This is a genomic window from Geodermatophilus sp. SYSU D01176 (assembly GCF_054050015.1).
On record NZ_JBJGYN010000078.1, the window covers coordinates 1 to 15970 of the forward strand.

Annotated in this window: 15 protein-coding genes; 9 read left to right on the forward strand and 6 right to left on the reverse strand. The window is 74.2% G+C overall.

All coding sequences use genetic code 11. The annotated features are described in order from the left end of the window. Positions 1–100 precede the first annotated feature (100 nt). The 4 genes from mmsB to ACI78Z_RS23705 form a co-directional block, all read right to left on the reverse strand. On the reverse strand, positions 101–1363 hold the full coding sequence (gene mmsB / locus ACI78Z_RS23690; protein WP_457038990.1) for a multiple monosaccharide ABC transporter permease: 1263 nt from the start codon (positions 1361–1363) through the stop codon (positions 101–103). Beyond that, a complete protein-coding gene (gene mmsA / locus ACI78Z_RS23695; RefSeq protein WP_457038991.1) occupies positions 1360–2898 on the reverse strand; it encodes a multiple monosaccharide ABC transporter ATP-binding protein in 1539 nt (512 codons plus the stop codon). The genes mmsB and mmsA overlap by 4 nt, the downstream gene beginning before the upstream one ends. A 166-nt stretch (positions 2899–3064) precedes the next feature. After that, a complete protein-coding gene (gene chvE / locus ACI78Z_RS23700; protein ID WP_457038992.1) occupies positions 3065–4219 on the reverse strand; it encodes a multiple monosaccharide ABC transporter substrate-binding protein in 1155 nt (384 codons plus the stop codon). A gap of 305 nt (positions 4220–4524) precedes the next feature. Beyond that, positions 4525–5460: a DUF5926 family protein gene (locus ACI78Z_RS23705; RefSeq protein WP_457038993.1), complete on the reverse strand. Its 936-nt coding sequence runs from the start codon at positions 5458–5460 to the stop codon at positions 4525–4527. Between the two features lie 147 nt (positions 5461–5607). On the opposite strand from ACI78Z_RS23705, the gene ACI78Z_RS23710 reads away from it, so the two are divergent. The 4 genes from ACI78Z_RS23710 to ACI78Z_RS23725 all read left to right on the forward strand — a co-directional run bounded on the left by ACI78Z_RS23710 (position 5608) and on the right by ACI78Z_RS23725 (position 10368). After that, positions 5608–6006 carry an ACT domain-containing protein gene (locus tag ACI78Z_RS23710; protein ID WP_457038994.1) on the forward strand — a complete coding sequence of 133 codons (399 nt, stop codon included), beginning with the start codon at positions 5608–5610 and terminating at the stop codon, positions 6004–6006. A gap of 25 nt (positions 6007–6031) precedes the next feature. Beyond that, on the forward strand, positions 6032–7231 hold the full coding sequence (locus ACI78Z_RS23715) for a cytochrome P450 (protein WP_457038995.1): 1200 nt from the start codon (positions 6032–6034) through the stop codon (positions 7229–7231). A gap of 172 nt (positions 7232–7403) precedes the next feature. Beyond that, on the forward strand, positions 7404–9020 hold the full coding sequence (locus tag ACI78Z_RS23720; protein ID WP_457038996.1) for a long-chain fatty acid--CoA ligase: 1617 nt from the start codon (positions 7404–7406) through the stop codon (positions 9018–9020). Positions 9021–9141: 121 nt separating this feature from the next. After that, complete coding sequence (locus tag ACI78Z_RS23725) at positions 9142–10368, forward strand: glycoside hydrolase family 6 protein (RefSeq protein WP_457038997.1); 1227 nt, start codon at positions 9142–9144, stop codon at positions 10366–10368. A 10-nt stretch (positions 10369–10378) separates the two neighbouring features. Here ACI78Z_RS23725 and ACI78Z_RS23730 read toward each other — a convergent pair whose 3' ends face one another. Further along, on the reverse strand, positions 10379–10708 hold the full coding sequence (locus tag ACI78Z_RS23730) for a rhodanese-like domain-containing protein (protein ID WP_457039004.1): 330 nt from the start codon (positions 10706–10708) through the stop codon (positions 10379–10381). A 201-nt stretch (positions 10709–10909) separates the two neighbouring features. On the opposite strand from ACI78Z_RS23730, the gene ACI78Z_RS23735 reads away from it, so the two are divergent. Together ACI78Z_RS23735 and ACI78Z_RS23740 are read left to right on the forward strand one after the other, a co-directional pair. Beyond that, the gene (locus ACI78Z_RS23735; RefSeq protein ID WP_457038998.1) at positions 10910–11416 is read left to right on the forward strand and encodes a PH domain-containing protein; all 507 of its coding nucleotides are present in this window, start codon (positions 10910–10912) and stop codon (positions 11414–11416) included. After that, positions 11413–12900 carry a PH domain-containing protein gene (locus ACI78Z_RS23740; protein WP_457038999.1) on the forward strand — a complete coding sequence of 496 codons (1488 nt, stop codon included), beginning with the start codon at positions 11413–11415 and terminating at the stop codon, positions 12898–12900. Before ACI78Z_RS23735 ends, ACI78Z_RS23740 begins: the two co-directional genes overlap by 4 nt. Positions 12901–12978: 78 nt before the next feature. On the opposite strand, the gene ACI78Z_RS23745 is transcribed toward ACI78Z_RS23740, so the two are convergent. Then, the gene (locus tag ACI78Z_RS23745; protein WP_457039000.1) at positions 12979–13668 is read right to left on the reverse strand and encodes a response regulator; all 690 of its coding nucleotides are present in this window, start codon (positions 13666–13668) and stop codon (positions 12979–12981) included. 59 nt (positions 13669–13727) lie between these two features. Between ACI78Z_RS23745 and ACI78Z_RS23750 the strand changes: the two genes are divergently transcribed. The 3 genes from ACI78Z_RS23750 (at position 13728) to ACI78Z_RS23760 (ending at position 15882) form a co-directional block, all read left to right on the forward strand. Beyond that, positions 13728–14459, forward strand: a complete 732-nt coding sequence (locus tag ACI78Z_RS23750) for an ATP-binding protein (RefSeq protein ID WP_457039001.1) — start codon at positions 13728–13730, stop codon at positions 14457–14459. Between the two features lie 251 nt (positions 14460–14710). After that, the gene (locus tag ACI78Z_RS23755) at positions 14711–15571 is read left to right on the forward strand and encodes a manganese catalase family protein (RefSeq protein WP_457039002.1); all 861 of its coding nucleotides are present in this window, start codon (positions 14711–14713) and stop codon (positions 15569–15571) included. 98 nt (positions 15572–15669) lie between these two features. Continuing rightward, positions 15670–15882 (forward strand): hypothetical protein, encoded by a 213-nt coding sequence (locus ACI78Z_RS23760; RefSeq protein WP_457039003.1) that lies wholly within the window; start codon positions 15670–15672, stop codon positions 15880–15882. Positions 15883–15970: the final 88 nt, after the last annotated feature.

Sequence of the window (15970 nt, forward strand, 5' to 3'; positions counted from 1 at the left end):
CCCGCCCCCCGGCTCGGATGGCACCACAACCACCCCCCCCCCCCCCCCCCCCCCCCCCCCCCCCCCCCCCCCGCCCCCCCCCCCCCCCCCCCCCCGGGCGTCAGCGGGATGCGCCGGCGCGCCGCTTGTTGTAGACGTCGAAGGCCACGGCGAGGAGCAGCACCAGGCCCTTGACCACCGACTGGATGGACTGGTCGACGCCCATGAGCTGCATGCCGTTGCTCATGACGGCCATGATCAGGCCACCGACCATGGCGCCGACGACGGTGCCGACACCGCCGGTGACGGCCGCACCGCCGATGAACGCCGCGGCGATCGCGTCGAGCTCGAACATGTTGCCCGCGCCGGGCTGGGCGCCGTTGGACCGCGACGAGAAGACGACGCCGGCGACCGCGGCCAGGAAACCCATGTTGACGAAGATCCAGAAGTTGACCGCCCGGACCTTGACACCAGACAGCGTGGCCGCCGCCAGGTTGCCGCCGATGGCGTACACCTGGCGCCCGAAGACGGTCCGGGTGGTGATGACGCTGTAGGCGATGATCAGCACGGCCAGGATGATCAGCACGATCGGCAGGCCGCGGGCGTGCGCCAGCTGCCACGCGAAGTACATGACGACCGCGCCGACCAGCACGATCTTGGCGACGAACAGCGGGAACGACTCGACCGGCTGCTCGTAGCGGATGCGCGCGATCCGGCTCCGGTACTGGCTGACCGCGTACCCGGCGACCGCGATCCCGCCGATCAGCAGGGTGAACGCGTCGAACCCCTGGCCGCCGAGCAGGCCGTTGAGGAAGCCGCTGGCGATCCGGCCGTACTCCTGCGGGAACGGCGAGAGCGAGATGTTGTCGAGCACCTGCAGCGTCAGACCGCGGAACAGCAGCATGCCGGCGAGGGTCACGATGAACGCCGGGATGCCGACGTAGGCGACCCAGAAGCCCTGCCAGGCACCGATGGCGAGACCCGTCGCCAGGGCCGCGAGCACGCCCATCCACCAGGGCATGCCCTCCCGGATGACCAGCACGGCCGAGACCGCGCCGGTGAGGGCGACCACCGACCCGACCGAGAGGTCGATGTGCCCGGCGATGATCACGATGACCATGCCGATGGCCAGGATCAGGATGTAGCTGTACTGCAGCACGATGTTGGTCACGTTGCCCGGGGAGAGCAGCGTTCCGTCGGTGAGCACGGTGAACAGCGCGATGATCGCCACGAAGGCGATGTAGATGCCGCTCTGCCGCAGGTTGCTCGTCAGCAGCGCACGGACGTTGCTGGTCCCCGTGTGCAGGGCGACGGCGGGCGCCACGTCCTTGGGGGCGGTCGCCGTCTGGGCCTCGGGCTCCGACGGGGGCACGGTCCTGGTCATGCCGCGAGCTCCTTCTCCTTGGTCATGAGCTCCATCAGGTTCTCCTGGGTCGCCTGGCCGACGGGCACCTCGCCGGTGATCCGGCCCGCGGACAGGGTGTAGATGCGGTCGCAGATGCCGAGCAGCTCGGGCAGCTCGGAGGAGATGACCAGCACCGCCTTACCGGCCGCGACCAGCCGGTTGATGATCGTGTAGATCTCGTACTTCGCACCCACGTCGATGCCGCGGGTGGGCTCGTCGAGGATCAGCACCTCGGGATCGGTGTACAGCCACTTGGACAGCACGACCTTCTGCTGGTTGCCACCGGACAGCTTGCCGACGACCGAGGCGACGCTCGGGGCCTTGACGTTCATGCTCTTCCGGTAGCCCTCGGCGACCTTGATCTCCTCGTTGCCGTTGACGAAGCCCTTGCTGGCGAGTTTGTTCAAGGCGGCGGCGGAGACGTTGCGCCGGATGTCCTCGATGAGGTTCAGGCCGTAGTGCTTGCGGTCCTCGGTCGCGTAGGCGATCCCGGCGTCGATCGCCTCGGCGACGTTGCGCGGCTTGACCTCCTTGCCGTGCACGAAGAGCCGGCCGGTGATGTTGCGACCGTAGGCGCGCCCGAAGATGCTCATCGCCAGCTCGGTGCGCCCGGCGCCCATGAGGCCGGCGATCCCGACGACCTCCCCGGCCCGGACGGTGAAGCTCGCGTCCTCGACGACCTTGCGCTCCTGCGTCGGGTGCCAGACCGTCCAGTCCTCGACCCTCAGGATCTCCTCGCCGGGGTGCGACTCGCGCTCGGGGTAGTAGCTCTCCAGGTCGCGGCCGACCATCCCGCGGATGATCCGCTCCTGGGTCACCTCGCCGGCGTGCAGGCTCAGCGTCTCGACGGTCCTGCCGTCGCGGATGACCGTGACGTTGTCCGAGACGGCGGTGATCTCGTTGAGCTTGTGTGAGATCATGATGCAGGTGATCCCGCGCTCCCGGAGGCGGCGCAGCAGGTCGAGCAGGTGCGCCGAGTCGTTGTCGTTCAGCGCGGCGGTGGGCTCGTCGAGGATCAGCAGGCGCACGTCCTTGGACAGCGCCTTGGCGATCTCGACCAGCTGCTGCTTGCCGACGCCGAGCTGACCCACCGGGGTCACCGGGTTCTCGTTCAGCCCGACGGAGCGGAGCAGCTCGCCGGCCTCGGCGTTGGCCTTGTTCCAGTCGATCAGCCCGAAGCGGCCGCGCCGCTCACTGCCCAGGAAGATGTTCTCCGCGATCGACAGGTACGGGACCAGCGCCAGCTCCTGGTGGATGATCACGATGCCGACGTGCTCGCTGTCGCGGATGCCGTGGAAGGTGACCGGCTGGCCGTCGTAGACGATCTCGCCGTCGTAGCTGCCGCTGGGATAGACGCCCGACAGGACCTTCATCAACGTCGACTTGCCGGCGCCGTTCTCGCCGCAGATGGCGTGGATCTCGCCGCGGCGCACCGCCAGGTTGACGTCCTCCAGGGCCTTGACGCCGGGGAACGTCTTGGTGATGCCGCGCATCTCCAGGATGTGGTCGTCCATGGGACCTCGTCGTCCTGTCGTCGGCGCCTCCTCGGCGCCCGCGGATGGTGGAGAGAGTGTGCGCCGTCCCACCGGGGTCGGCCAGGGCGCACAGGGTGGCCGGGTGGTGCCGGCCGGGCCCGACAGCAGGTGCTGCCGGGCCCGGCCGGGCTCGGGGTGCGGAGGGTCAGTCCGACTGGCCGCTGGCGACCTCTTCGGCCGTCCAGTAGCCGGAGTCGATCAGCACGGACTGGATGTCGTCCGCGAAGACCGTCTCGACCGGGAGCAGGTAGGACGGGACGACCTTGACGCCGTTGTCGTACGTCTCGGTGTCGTTGGCCTCCGGCTCGTCGCCCTCGGCGAAGGCGGCCGCGGCGGCGACGGCCTGCTCGGCCAGCAGGCGGGTGTCCTTGAAGATCGTGGAGCTCTGGACACCGTCCTGGATCAGCTTCACCGAGGCGATCTCGGCGTCCTGACCCGTCACGACGGCCATCGGCTGGGGCTGGGCGTCCAGCGTCGGGCCGTAGCCGGCGTTCTGCAGCGCGGTGATGATGCCGCGGGACAGGCCGTCGTAGGGCGAGAGGACGCCGTCGACCCGGGACCCGTCGTTGTAGGCGGAGGTCAGCAGGTCCTCCATCCGCCGCTGGGCGGTCTCCTGCTGCCAGCGCAGGATGGCGGCCTGCTCGATGTTCGTCTGGCCGGACTTGACGACCAGGGTGCCGTCGTCGATCAGCGGCTGCAGGACCGACATCGCACCGTCCCAGAAGAAGAACGCGTTGTTGTCGTCCAGCGAGCCGGCGAACAGCTCGACGTTGAACGGACCGGTCGCGGTGCCCGGCGAGCCGTCCTCGTTTCGCAGGCCCAGGCCCGTCAGCAGCGCGTTGCCCTGGGCGACGCCGACCTCGAAGTTGTCGAACGTGACGTAGAAGTCGACGTTCTCGGTGTCGCGGATGAGGCGGTCGTAGGAGATGACCGGGATGTTGTTGGCCGCCGCGTTCTCCAGCTGGCCGGAGAGGGCCGTGCCGTCGATCGCCGCGACGACGAGGATGTCGGCGCCCTCGGTGATCATCTGGTCGATCTGCTGCGACTGGGTGGGGATGTCGTCGTTGGCGTACTGCAGGTCGACGGTGTAGCCCTCGCCCTCCAGCTGCTCCTTGACGTTGTTGCCGTCGGCGATCCAGCGCTCGGAGGTCTGGGTCGGCATCGAGACGCCGATGGTCAGGTCCTCCGCCTCACCTCCGCCGCCGGCGCCGCCGCTCCCACCGGCGCCCTCGCCGCCACAGGCCGCCAGGGTCAGCGCCATGCCGGCGCTGAGGGCGGCGAAGCCGAGCCTCTTGCTCACGTGATCTCCTCCTCGAGACTGCTGCGCGCTCGACCCGGCGCAGGCCCGCCCGTGGCGAGCGGCACAAGTGTGAGCGCTAACAACCCATTGCCGTCAACCCCTGACGGCCACGTCGGCGTCACGGTCTCGTAACGCTGGTGTGCGGGGGCGCCCCGTCCGACGGCGTTCGTCGCGGCGCGGTGAGCCCCCGGCTACGCGGAGTCGACAGCGGGGGTGGCGGACGCGACACCGGCCCGGGGGACGGACGTCGTCCCCCGGGCCGGTTGCCGCTGCGGCGATCCCCGCGGGGATCGCCGCAGCGGGGCCTAACGCAGGGTGATCTGCCGGGAGAGCAGCCCCGCCCGGGCGCGCCGCTCGTCGGCGGTCAGCGGGTCGGTCCGCTCCATCGCCTGCTCCAGCCGGGCCTGGAACGCCGTGGCCGCGTCGGTCCACTCGGCGGCCGGGGTCTCGGCGGGCAGGTCCCACACCGGCACGAGCAGACCGTGGGCTCGGAAGGCGCCGGCGTAGCGGGTGCCGTCGCCGAGCAGGATCTCGCCCGAGGCGCGCAGGCGGGCCAGCGCGTCGAGCAGCCGCTCCTCCGGCTCGGGTCGCACCCAGCGCAGGTGCGCGCGCTCGGCGCCGGGGCGCACCCAGTAGGCGGCTCCGAGGCCGGGGAGCTGCTCGGTGGGCAGGATCGCCGCGTTCGCCTGCTCCAGCCCGGCCCGCGCGGCGGCGCCGGCGTCGACGCCCTCGAGCCAGAAGCCGAAGTCTGCGTGCACGGTCACGTCCAGCGGCGCCGCGGTGTCGAGCAGCTCCTGCAGCCGCGGACCGGCCGAACCGGCGCCGCCGACCGGGCCCGGGTCGACCGGCGCGCCGGCCGGGGCCGCGAGGGCAGCGGCCAGCGCCGTCCCCAGGTCGCGGCTGACATCGTCGGACGCGCCCTGCAACTGGACGCCGAGCAGGATCTCGCCGTTGGCGCGCACCAGGGCCGGGGCACCACCGGGCAGCACGCTGGCCAGGGTCACGTCGCGGCCGTCCGCCGTCCGCAGCGGGGCGGTCGCCGCCGGGACCAGCTCGCGCAGCGCCACCCAGTGCTCCTCGCCCGGCAGCCCCTCGAACGGCCGGGTCACCGGCGGGGCGTAGCCCGAGCCGTGGCAGTGCCGGTACCGGCGGCCCGAGCCGCACGGACAGGGCGCCTTGGGGTTGACGCCGGAGTCGGCGGCAGGGGCAGCGGGGCGCTTGCGGGTCGCGGAGCGGGCCATGGCGACGAGCGTAGTGAGCGACCCCCTCCGGCCTCGCCTGCTCCCAGGGACCGGCCCGAGCTCGCGAGGGTCGGGAGGAGCAGGTCCTGTCTCTCGCCAGCTCGGCGCGAGCCTCAGGACGCGGGCCGCTCGCCATAGGCTCTGGGGATGGTCGAGGGACAGGAGCTGACGCGACTGCTGGCCGGGCTGCGACCCGAGCTGACGCCCGAGCCGTACGTGTACGCGCTGGGCCCCGCGCCCGCCGGCACGCTGGCCTTCGCCACGGTCGCCGAGGACGAGGGCGTCACGCTGGTCCTGACGCGGGACGAGGCCGACGCCGCCGCGTTGCCGGCCCGGTGGACGGCCGCCCGGATCACGCTGCGGGTGCCCTCCGAGCTCTCCGCCGTGGGACTGACCGCCGCGGTCAGCGCCCGGCTCGCGGCGGCCGGCATCAGCTGCAACGTCGTGGCCGGCCTGTCCCACGACCACCTGTTCGTGCCGTGGGACCGCCGCGACGAGGCGCTCGCGGAGCTGCAGCAGCTCGCCCGTGAGGCGTCGTCCGAGTGACCCGCGCGAGCCGGGCTCCGGCGACGTGACCGTCCCCCTCGACCTCGCCGACCCGGCCGTCGTCGCCGACCCCTACCCCGGCTTCGCGCGGGCCCGGGCGCAGGCGCCGGTGCAGTGGCACGAGGGCATGGGCCTGTGGCTGGCGTTCACCCACGCGGAGAGCAACGCCGTCCTGCGCGACCGGCGGCTGGGCCGCATCTGGCGGGACCGGGAGCCGGCGGAGCGGTTCGGTGCCTTCAACCTCATCCACCGCAACGCGCTCCTGGAGATGGAGCCGCCGGACCACACGCGGCTGCGCCGGCTGGTCAGCGCCGCCTTCGCCCGCGGGCACGTCGAGCGGCTGCGGCCGTGGGTGCAGCAGCTGGCCGCCGAGCTGGTCGACGGCCTGGCCGAGCGCTCCGGGGGCACCGAGCCGGTCGACGTCCTCTCCGGGATGGCCGAGGAGCTGCCGGTCGCGGTCATCGCCGAGCTGCTCGGCGTGCCCCCGGCCGACCGGCCGCTGCTGCGGCCGTGGTCCAACGCGATCGTGAAGATGTACGAGTACGGCCGGACGGCGGCCGTCGAGGACGCCGCGGAACGGGCGGCGGCCGGGTTCGTCTCCTACCTGCGCGGCCTGGCCGCCGAACGCCGCCGGGCTCCGGGCGAGGACCTGCTCTCCCACCTGGTCACCGTGCGCGACGCCGAGGGTGACCGGCTGACCGAGGACGAGCTGGTCACGACCTGCATCCTGCTGCTCAACGCCGGGCACGAGGCCACGGTCAACGTGAGCGGCAACGGCCTGCTGGCGCTGCTCGAGCACCCCGACCAGCTGGCCCGCTTGCGCGAGGACCCGGGGCTGCTGCCGACGGCGGTCGAGGAGCTCATGCGCTTCGACTCGCCGCTGCAGCTGTTCGAGCGGACCGCGACCGCCGACGTGGAGATCGGCGGGGTCACCGTGCGGGAGGGGCAGAAGGTCGCCGCGCTGCTCGGCGCCGCCAACCGGGACCCGGCGGCCTTCGCCGATCCCGACCGGCTGGACGTCGGGCGCACCGAGAACCCGCACATCACCTTCGGCGCCGGCGTGCACTTCTGCATCGGGGCACCGCTGGCCCGGGTGGAGCTGCAGGCGTCCTTCGGCGCGCTGCTGGAGCGGACGTCGCGGCTGGAGCTCGGGGCACCTGCACGGCGGCGGCCGGAGTTCGTCATCCGCGGCCTGGCCGAACTGCCCGTGGTGGTGCTGCGCTGACCGTCGGCCTCCGGCCTCCCACCGCGGCCGGGTGCCGTCCCCCGGTTCCGCCGAGCCCGTTCTGGTCCTCGTCGCGGGACCCTCCGGCCCCCGCTCCCCGACCCGCCTCGCAGGGCGTGTCACCTGCGCAGTCAGTGTGGAACGTGAACAGGGTCACTGGCACGATGCGGCCATGCGCGGGCTCATGCAGGACTTCCCTCTGACCATCGACGCGATCTTCCGGCACGTCGAGCAGCACTACGGCGACGGGACGATCGCAACCGCGGGGCCCGGCGGGGTCACCCGGGCGACGTACGCGGAGTGGGCCGACCGCACCCGCCGACTCGGCGGCGTGCTCGACACCCTCGGCATCAGCGACGACGGCCGGGTCGGCACGTTCGGCTGGAACAGCCAGCGTCACCTCGAGCTCTACTTCGCCGCGCCGTCCACCGGGCGGGTGCTGCACACCCTCAACATCCGGCTGTTCCCCGAGCAGCTGACCTACATCGCCAACCACGCCGAGGACGAGGTCGTCTTCGTCGACCGGACGGTGCTGCCGCTGCTGTGGCCGCTGATCGACACCATGAAGACGATCCGGCACGTCGTGGTCATGGACGACGGCGGGGACAACGGGATCCCCGACGACCCGCGGGTGCTCGACTACGAGACGCTGCTGGCCGAGGCCTCCCCGGTCGACTTCCACGTCGACGACGAGTACCGGGCCGCGTCGATGTGCTACACGAGCGGCACCACCGGCAACCCGAAGGGCGTCGTCTACTCGCACCGCTCCACGTGGCTGCACACGATGGGCGTGATGGCGCCGAACGCGTTCGGGCTGGGCATCCAGGACGTCGCGATGCCGGTCGTGCCGATGTTCCACGCCAACGCCTGGGGCATCGCGCAGGCCGCCCCGGCCGCCGGCGCCTCGCTGGTCCTGCCCGGCTCGATGATGCAGCCGGAGTCCCTCGCGAACCTGATCGTCGACGAGGGCGTCACCTTCACCGCCGGCGTCCCGACCATCTGGCAGGGCGTGCTCCCCCACCTGGCCGGCCGGCCGCACAAGCTGCGCGACATCGGCTGCGGCGGGTCCGCGGTGCCCCGGGCGCTGAGCGAGGCCTACCGCGAGCAGGTCGGCCTGCCGATCCTGCAGGCCTGGGGCATGACCGAGACCCACCCGGTCGCCTCCTCCGGCATCCTGCCGCGCCGCCACGCCGACGCCGACCCCGAGACGCAGGCCGACCAGCGGTCCCGGGCGGGGCTGCCGTTCCTCGGCGTCGAGGCCCGGATCGTCGACGCCGAGACCCTCGAGCCGCAGCCGTGGGACGACCAGGCCACCGGTGAGCTGCAGGTGCGCGGCCCGTGGTGCGCGAAGGACTACTACAACCCCGACGCCGGCGTGGAGCTGTCGACGCCGGACGGCTGGATGCGCACCGGCGACGTCGCCGCCATGGACCCCTACGGCTCGATCCGGATCGCCGACCGCACCAAGGACCTCATCAAGTCCGGCGGCGAGTGGATCAGCTCGGTCGACCTCGAGAACGCGATCATGAGCCACCCGAAGGTCAAGGAGGCGGCGGTCGTCGGCGTGCCGCACCCGAAGTGGGACGAGCGCCCGCTGGCCTGCGTCGTGCTCAAGGACGGCGAGACCGCGACCGAGGAGGAGATCCTCGAGCACATCAAGCCGCAGGTGGCCAAGTGGTGGCTGCCCGACGCGGTCGAGTTCATCGACGAGGTGCCCAAGACCAGCGTCGGCAAGTTCTCCAAGAAGGACCTGCGCAGCCGCTTCGCGGAGTTCCCCGCGAAGGGCTGAGCGCCGGGGTGGGCCCGTCCGCGCGGACGGACCCACCCCCGCCTGACCGTGGGCGATGGCACGGGCACGCTGAGTGCACACCTGTCGTGACGTCGAGAAACCGTCCGACTACGTTGTGCACATGCCTCCTGCCCGGACCCGGCCGAGCGGCTCGTCGACCAGCACGCCCGGCAGGCACCGGGCCGGACGCGGCGGGCGACGGCTGTGGCTCTCCGGCCTCGCGGCGGCGGTGGTCGGCGCCGGCGTGGTCGCGCCGTGGCCGAGCGTGCCCGAGGCCTCGTCGGCCGCCGCACCGGCGGTCGACGAGGCCCGCAAGACCCGGAAGCCCGCCCCCGCGCCGTCGGCGCCTGCCACCACGGCGCCTGCACCGACGACGGTCGCCCCACCGCCGAGCGGCACGACGTCCGCCGTCCCGACGAGCACCGCGCCGTCGACCGCCTCCGGCACGGGCGCGCCGGGCACCACCACGACAGCGGGCTCGACGGTCCCGGCCTCGACGGACAACCCGCTCGCCGGGATGGCCTTCCACGGCCCCAACACCGGTGCGGCCCGGGCCGCGGCGCAGCCGGGCCGCAGCGCCGAGGACGCCGCGGCGCTCGCGGAGCTGGCGGCCGTGCCGACCGCGACGTGGCTGGGCGCGTGGAGCGGCGACGTCACGGCGGCGGTCCGCCAGGAGGTCGCCGCCGCGCAGGCCGCCGGCGCCGTGCCGGTCTTCGTGACCTACAACGTGCCGGACCGGGACTGCGGCGGGTACTCCGCCGGCGGCGTCGGCTCGTCGGCCGAGTACCTCCGCTGGGTGCAGGCGGTCGTGGCCGGCATCGGGACGGCGACGGCGGTCGTGGTGGTCGAGCCGGACGCGCTCGCGCAGCTGTGCGGCGACCCCGCGGAGCGGCTGTCGCTGCTGCGGTCGGCGGTCGGGCTGCTCGAGGGGAACCCCGGCACGCACACCTACCTCGACGCCGGGAACCCGACCTGGATCAGCGCCGCGACGACCGCCGAACGGCTCCGCGCCGCCGGCGGGACCACCGCGGACGGCTTCGCGCTGAACGTCTCCAACTTCGAGACGACGGCCGACAACGTGGCCTACGGCCAGCAGGTGTCGGCGCTGCTGGGCGGCGCGCACTTCGTCGTCGACACCAGCCGCAACGGCAACGGTCCCGGCAGCGACTGGTGCAACCCCCCGGGCCGCGCCCTGGGCGAGCGCCCGACGGCGCAGACCGGGCAGCGCGGGGTGGACGCCTACCTGTGGGTCAAGCGGCCGGGGGAGTCCGACGGCACGTGCAACGGCGGCCCGGCCGCCGGGACCTTCTGGGACACCTACGCGATCGCACTGGTCCGCAACGCGTAGGGACGGGGCCTCAGCGCACGAAGGGCTGCTGGCCGGTCTCGCTCACCATCGGCCGGCCCGCCGCCTCCCACTCCCCCATGCCGCCGCCGACGTTGACCGCGTCGTAGCCGTTGGCGTTCAGCCAGGCGGCCACCCGGGCCGAGCGTCCGCCCCCGCGGCAGGTCACGTAGATGGGGTCGCCCTCGGGGAGGTCGTCCAGCCGCGCGGGGACCTCGCCCATCGGGATGTGGGTGGCGCCGTCGATGTGGCCGGCCACCCACTCGTCGTCCTCGCGCACGTCGAGGACGACGGCGTCCTCGGGGACCTCGTCGGCGGGCACGGTCGGGACCTGCTGCGGCATCACGGCTCCCATCGTGCCACCGGCGCGGTGTGCGGCCGTCCGGTGTGGCACCACGGCGCCGGTCACGGGGTCGGTGCAGCCGGGACGGAGGACACGCCGCGCGCACCGGCCACAGCCCCTCGACCACCGCCGGGCGGGGCGAGGAGGGGCGGCGGGGCGCCGACCGGCCCACCGGTGCGCTGCGCTGGGAGGATGGCACCGATGACCGCCCACGCCGCGCCCGTCCGCGACCCCGCCTGGTCGCTGTCCCGCTCGGCGATCGGCCTGTGGGTCACCGAGGGGGTGATCGGCGCGCTGGTCTGGGCCGCCGTGGTCACCGCCGTCCTGACCTTCGTCCCGGAGAGCGTCCTGCCCTCGCCGCTGCGCTGGGCCCTCGTGGCGTTCGCGGTGCTGGAGGCGGCGGTGACGATCGGCATCCGGCCGTGGGTGCGCTACCGGGTGCACCGCTGGGAGGTCACCGGCGAGGCGGTCTACACCCTCACCGGCTGGCTGACCCGCACGTGGACGCTGGTGCCGATCTCGCGCATCCAGACCGTCGACGTCACCCGCGGGGTGCTGCAGCAGCTGTTCGGCCTGGCCACGGTCGCGGTGCTGACCGCGTCCTCGCAGGGCACGGTCCGGGTGCTGCACCTGGAGACCGACGTCGCCCACCGGGTCGCCGACGACCTGGCGCGGCGGGCCGAGCTGGTCCGCGACGAGGCCACGTGAGCTCACCGGAGACGGCGGCCGGCACGCGCCGGACGTCGCCGCGCGTGGTGCTGGTCCACACCGCCACCTTCCGGCAGGCCCGCCAGCTGGTGCCGGTGCTCATCCCGATCGCCGCGGTGGTCGGCGTCGGCGACGGGCCGCTCACGGTCGTCGTCATGGCGGTCCTCATCACCGCGCTGTCCCTGACCGCGGCCGCGCTGACCTGGTGGCGCTTCGGCTACACCGACGGGCCGACGGCGGTGGTGGTCACCCGCGGCCTGCTGGCCCGCTCGGTGCGCACCGTGCCCAACGACCGCATCCGCGGCGTGGAGGTCGAGGCCCCGCCGCTGCACCGGCTGCTGGGGCTGGTGCGGGTCCGCATCGACGCCGCGGCCGGCTCGGTCGGGGCCGGCGAGGAGGAGCTCGTCGTCGACGGCGTGACCCGCGCCGAGGGCGACCGGTTGCGGGCCCGGCTGCTGGCCCGCCGTCCCGCCGGGGCGCCGGCACCGGACGACGGGCCGGGGGGTGGGACCGACGGCGGAGTGGAGCCGGTCGAGGAGCAGATCGCCCGCTTCGACCCCCGCTGGCTGCTCTACGCGCCGCTGGTCGGCAGCTACCTCGTCGTCCCGCTGGCCGCCGTGGGCACGCTGTTCCGCCTGGTGCAGGAGCTGCCCGACGCCGTCGTCCCGGACCTCACCGGCCCCGAGCCCTCCCCGCACCTGCTCGTCCTCGCGCTGGCCGCCGCGGTGCCGCTGCTGGCGGTGGCCGCGGTGGTCGGTGCGGCCGTCGTGAACTGGGGCTACCGGCTGGAGCGGAGGGGCGGCTCGCTGGTCGCCGTCCGCGGGCTGCTCACCCGGCGGCACACCGAGCTGGAGGTCGACCGCATCCGGGGCGGCACGCTCACCGAGGGCCTGGGCATGCGCTGGGTGCGCGCGGCGCGGGTGAGCGCCCTCGTCACCGGGCTCGGCCAGGCGAACCGGCGTGGCCAGCTGCTGCCGCTGGGTCCCCGGACCGAGGCGCTGCGGCTGCTGGGCCGGCTCGTCGAGGACCCCGGCCCGCTGACCGGCCACCCACCGGCGGCGCTGCGCCGCCGGCTGACCCGCGCGCTGGCCACCGGGCTGCTGGTCACCGCGGTCGGGATCTGGGCCGCCGCCACGCTGGGCTGGTGGTGGGTGCCGGTGGTCGGGGTCGCCCTCACCGCCCTGGGCGTGCCGATGGGGATCGGCCGCTTCCGCGCGCTCGGGCACGGGGCGGGCCCGCGGTCGTTCGGCGTGCGCAGCGGCTGGCTGGTGCGCGAGCAGGCGGTGCTGCAGCGCCGGGCGGTCGTGGGCTGGGAGGTCCGGCAGAGCGTGCTGCAGCGGCAGGCCGGGCTGGCCACCGTGGTGGCCTGCGTCGGCGCGGGCAGCGGGGGCTACGCCGCGGTGGACATGGCCGCGGACGACGTGCCCGGGTTCACCGCCGCGGCGTCGTCGGGGACGTGGGCGGGGACGCTGGCTCCGCACTGACCGTCCCGGCCGCGCGTGTCGATCACCGTCGCGGGTAGCCGGGGGTCGATGAGATGCGGGCCCGCACCGGTGCGGAACTCAGCCGTGCCTGGGGTTGCTGCCCAGGTGCACCCGCCCGGCCAGCGCCGCCGCCTCGACGCGGGTGGCCACGCCCAGCGTCCGCAGCAGCGCCGCCACCAGCCGTTTCGCCGTCCGCTCGGACACGTGCAGGGTCGTGGCGATGTCCACGGTGCTCGTGCCGTCGGCCACCAGCCGCCACAGCCGGCGCTCGTCGGCGGTCAGCCGCTCGGCGAGGCCCTGCTCCCCCGTGGGCGCGGAGGCCTCCAGCAGCCGGCGCAGCAGGTCCTCCGGGATCACCGACCAGCCGTCGAGCACCGCCATCAGCGGCCGCACGAGCGCCTCGGGGTCGGCGGTCTTGGGCAGGAAGCCCGCGGCCCCGGCCCGCAGCGCCTCCAGGACGGCGTCCTCCTCGGCCTGGCCGGACAGCGCCACGACCCGCACCGTGGGGTCCGCCCGGCGGATCGCCGCGATCGCCCGCGTGCCGCCCGGCGGCGGCATGTGCAGGTCCACGACGGCGACGTCGGCGTGGTGCCGGCGCACCATCGCCGCGGCCGCCGACGCGTCGTCCGTCGTCGCCACCACGCGGACCCGCCCCTCGCTCACCCCCGGCAGCAGCAGGGCCAGGCCCCGGCTGAACAACGGGTGGTCGTCGACGAGCACGACGTCGACCGGAGGACGGCGCTGCGCACCGGCGTCGTTCTGCTCCATCTCTCCCCCGACGGCCAGCTGCCCCGGCGCTGCTGACCGGACGCACCACGGAGGTGCCCATGACCCTGGCCCCCAACCACCCGACGTCCGCCGAGCCCGGCCCGGTGCTCCCGGCCCTGCGCCGCCTGCTGCGCCGCCGGACTCCGCCTCAGCCCGACGTCCCGGCGCCGCCGGAGGCGCTGGTCCAGGCGCTGTGCCACGACATGCGTTCGCCGCTGGCCTCGCTCGAGGCGCTGCTGGGGGCGCTGGGGCGGGCCGGCGGGTCGGCGGCCGGTGCGGACCCCGGGGAGGTGCTGGAGCTGGCCCGGGCCCAGACCGCCCACCTGGCCTCCATGCTGCGGACGGCGGCCGCCACGGGCGGGGCCGCGCCGCTGGGTCGCGGGCCGCGCCGGCTCGGCGACGTCGTCCGCGCGTCGATGGCCGCCTCCGGGCTGCCCGCCACGCAGCTGACCCTGGAGCTCGGTGCGCACGCCGAGGACGTCGCCGTCGCAGACGCGCGGGTGCAGCGGATCCTCACCAACCTCCTGGAGAACGCCCACCGGCACGGGGACGGCGCCGCGGTCCGGCTGACCGTCCGATGTCGCATCGGCTGGGTCGACCTCGCGCTGACGCAGGCCGTCGTCCGGCCGGAGCGGCTGCTCGGGCACCTCACGACCGCCGACCCGCCACCGGACCTCACCGGCCTCGGCCTGTGGTCGGTGCGGCGGCAGACCGGCGAGCTCGGCGGCCGGATCGTGTGGGCCGACGACGGGACGTCGCTGACGCTGACCGTCCAGCTGCCCGATCGGTGAGGAACCCCGCCCGGGTCCCTCGCACGCTGAGGAACGCCCCGGATGGGGCGGGATCGCGGGGCCCTGGTCCCGAGATGCGCCTCGCGGCCGTCACCGTCGGCCCTGTTGCAGCCGCCGGCCGTACCTCGGTGCAGGCCGACGGAAGACATGGCACTGGCGGGCCACGGGTGGGCACGGGCGGGCCACCGGCCGCGGGCAGATCCCTGGTGTCACCGCATCGGCGGTGGTCGCGACGACGCAAGGGAGACCCCGTGTTCACCCACACCCACGCCCTGCAGTACGAGGCCAAGCCCGACGGCCCCGACCCGGAGTTCGCCCGGAAGATGCAGGAGATCCTCGGCGGTCAGTGGGGCGAGATGACCGTCGCCACCCAGTACCTGCTGCAGGGCTGGAACTGCCGGCTGCCCGGCAAGTACAAGGACATGCTGCTCGCGATCGGGACCGAGGAGCTGGCCCACGTCGAGATGATCGTCACGATGATCGACCGGCTGCTCGACCACGCGCCGCTCAAGCCCGATGCGGCCGACCGCACCAACGAGGCCGCCGCCGGCTACGGGCAGCACAACCCGCAGCACACGATCGTCAACGGCCAGGGCGCGTCCTACATCGACAGCATGGGCAACCCGTGGACCGGCGCGTACGTGACCGCCAGCGGCAACCTCATGGCCGACTTCATGTACAACGCCACCGCCGAGATGCAGGGCCGGCTGCAGGTGTCCCGGCTCTACAACATGACCGACGACCCCGGGGTCAAGGACATGCTGCGGTTCCTGATCACCCGCGACCACATGCACCAGCAGCAGTGGCTGGCCGCGACCGAGGAACTCAAGTCCGACGGGATCGAGGGCATCCCGGTGCCCGAGGCCTTCCCGCTGGAGGAGGAGGTCGGCGACCTCGGCTACACGTTCATCGACGCCTCCGACGGCCCCGAGGCCTCGGCCGGCCGGTGGGCGTCGGGTCCGTCGGTCGACGGGCGGTCGGAGTTCCGCGCCCGCCCGATCGAGGCGACGGCGGACGCCCCGATCCTCCCGCCCGGCGACCCGCGGCTGTTCTCCACGCCGCAGATGCCGGGGCAGTCGCTGCTCCAGAAGGCCAAGGACATGCTCAAGTAGCCGACCCGTCCCACCCTGCGCCGTCGCCGCGCCGGTGGCCGGGTCAGCCCACGACCCGGCCACCGGCCGGCGGGCCGCCCCCGCCGGAGGAGAGCACCGTGCACCTGTCCGTCCCCGCCGTCCTGCTGACGGTGGTCTACGCCGCGGCCCTCGCCGTCGCGGTCGCCGCGCCCGGCCAGCACCTGGTCGCCGGGTCGGTCGTCCTCACCGGCCTGGTGACCCGCTGGGCCGTCCGCCACCGCCGCGCCCACGTCGCCCCCGCGGCTGCCGCGACCCCCGACGTCCTCGCGGCCGACACCGCCCCCGCCTGAGCCGCTCCGGCGATCTCCGCGGAAACCGCCGGAGGAGGACCCGGGAACGCGCGAGGCGCGCGCCCCCGCGAACGGGGACGCGCGCCTC

What these genes read in the sequence shown, in the direction of transcription:
- mmsB (WP_457038990.1), bottom strand. Translation starts at nt 1,363, where the DNA reads ATGACCAGGACCGTGCCCCCGTCGGAGCCCGAGGCCCAGACGGCGACC.
- mmsA (WP_457038991.1), bottom strand. Translation starts at nt 2,898, where the DNA reads ATGGACGACCACATCCTGGAGATGCGCGGCATCACCAAGACGTTCCCC.
- ACI78Z_RS23705 (WP_457038993.1), bottom strand. Translation starts at nt 5,460, where the DNA reads ATGGCCCGCTCCGCGACCCGCAAGCGCCCCGCTGCCCCTGCCGCCGAC.
- ACI78Z_RS23710 (WP_457038994.1), top strand. Translation starts at nt 5,608, where the DNA reads ATGGTCGAGGGACAGGAGCTGACGCGACTGCTGGCCGGGCTGCGACCC.
- ACI78Z_RS23720 (WP_457038996.1), top strand. Translation starts at nt 7,404, where the DNA reads ATGCGCGGGCTCATGCAGGACTTCCCTCTGACCATCGACGCGATCTTC.
- ACI78Z_RS23725 (WP_457038997.1), top strand. Translation starts at nt 9,142, where the DNA reads ATGCCTCCTGCCCGGACCCGGCCGAGCGGCTCGTCGACCAGCACGCCC.
- ACI78Z_RS23730 (WP_457039004.1), bottom strand. Translation starts at nt 10,708, where the DNA reads ATGCCGCAGCAGGTCCCGACCGTGCCCGCCGACGAGGTCCCCGAGGAC.
- ACI78Z_RS23735 (WP_457038998.1), top strand. Translation starts at nt 10,910, where the DNA reads ATGACCGCCCACGCCGCGCCCGTCCGCGACCCCGCCTGGTCGCTGTCC.
- ACI78Z_RS23745 (WP_457039000.1), bottom strand. Translation starts at nt 13,668, where the DNA reads ATGGAGCAGAACGACGCCGGTGCGCAGCGCCGTCCTCCGGTCGACGTC.
- ACI78Z_RS23750 (WP_457039001.1), top strand. Translation starts at nt 13,728, where the DNA reads ATGACCCTGGCCCCCAACCACCCGACGTCCGCCGAGCCCGGCCCGGTG.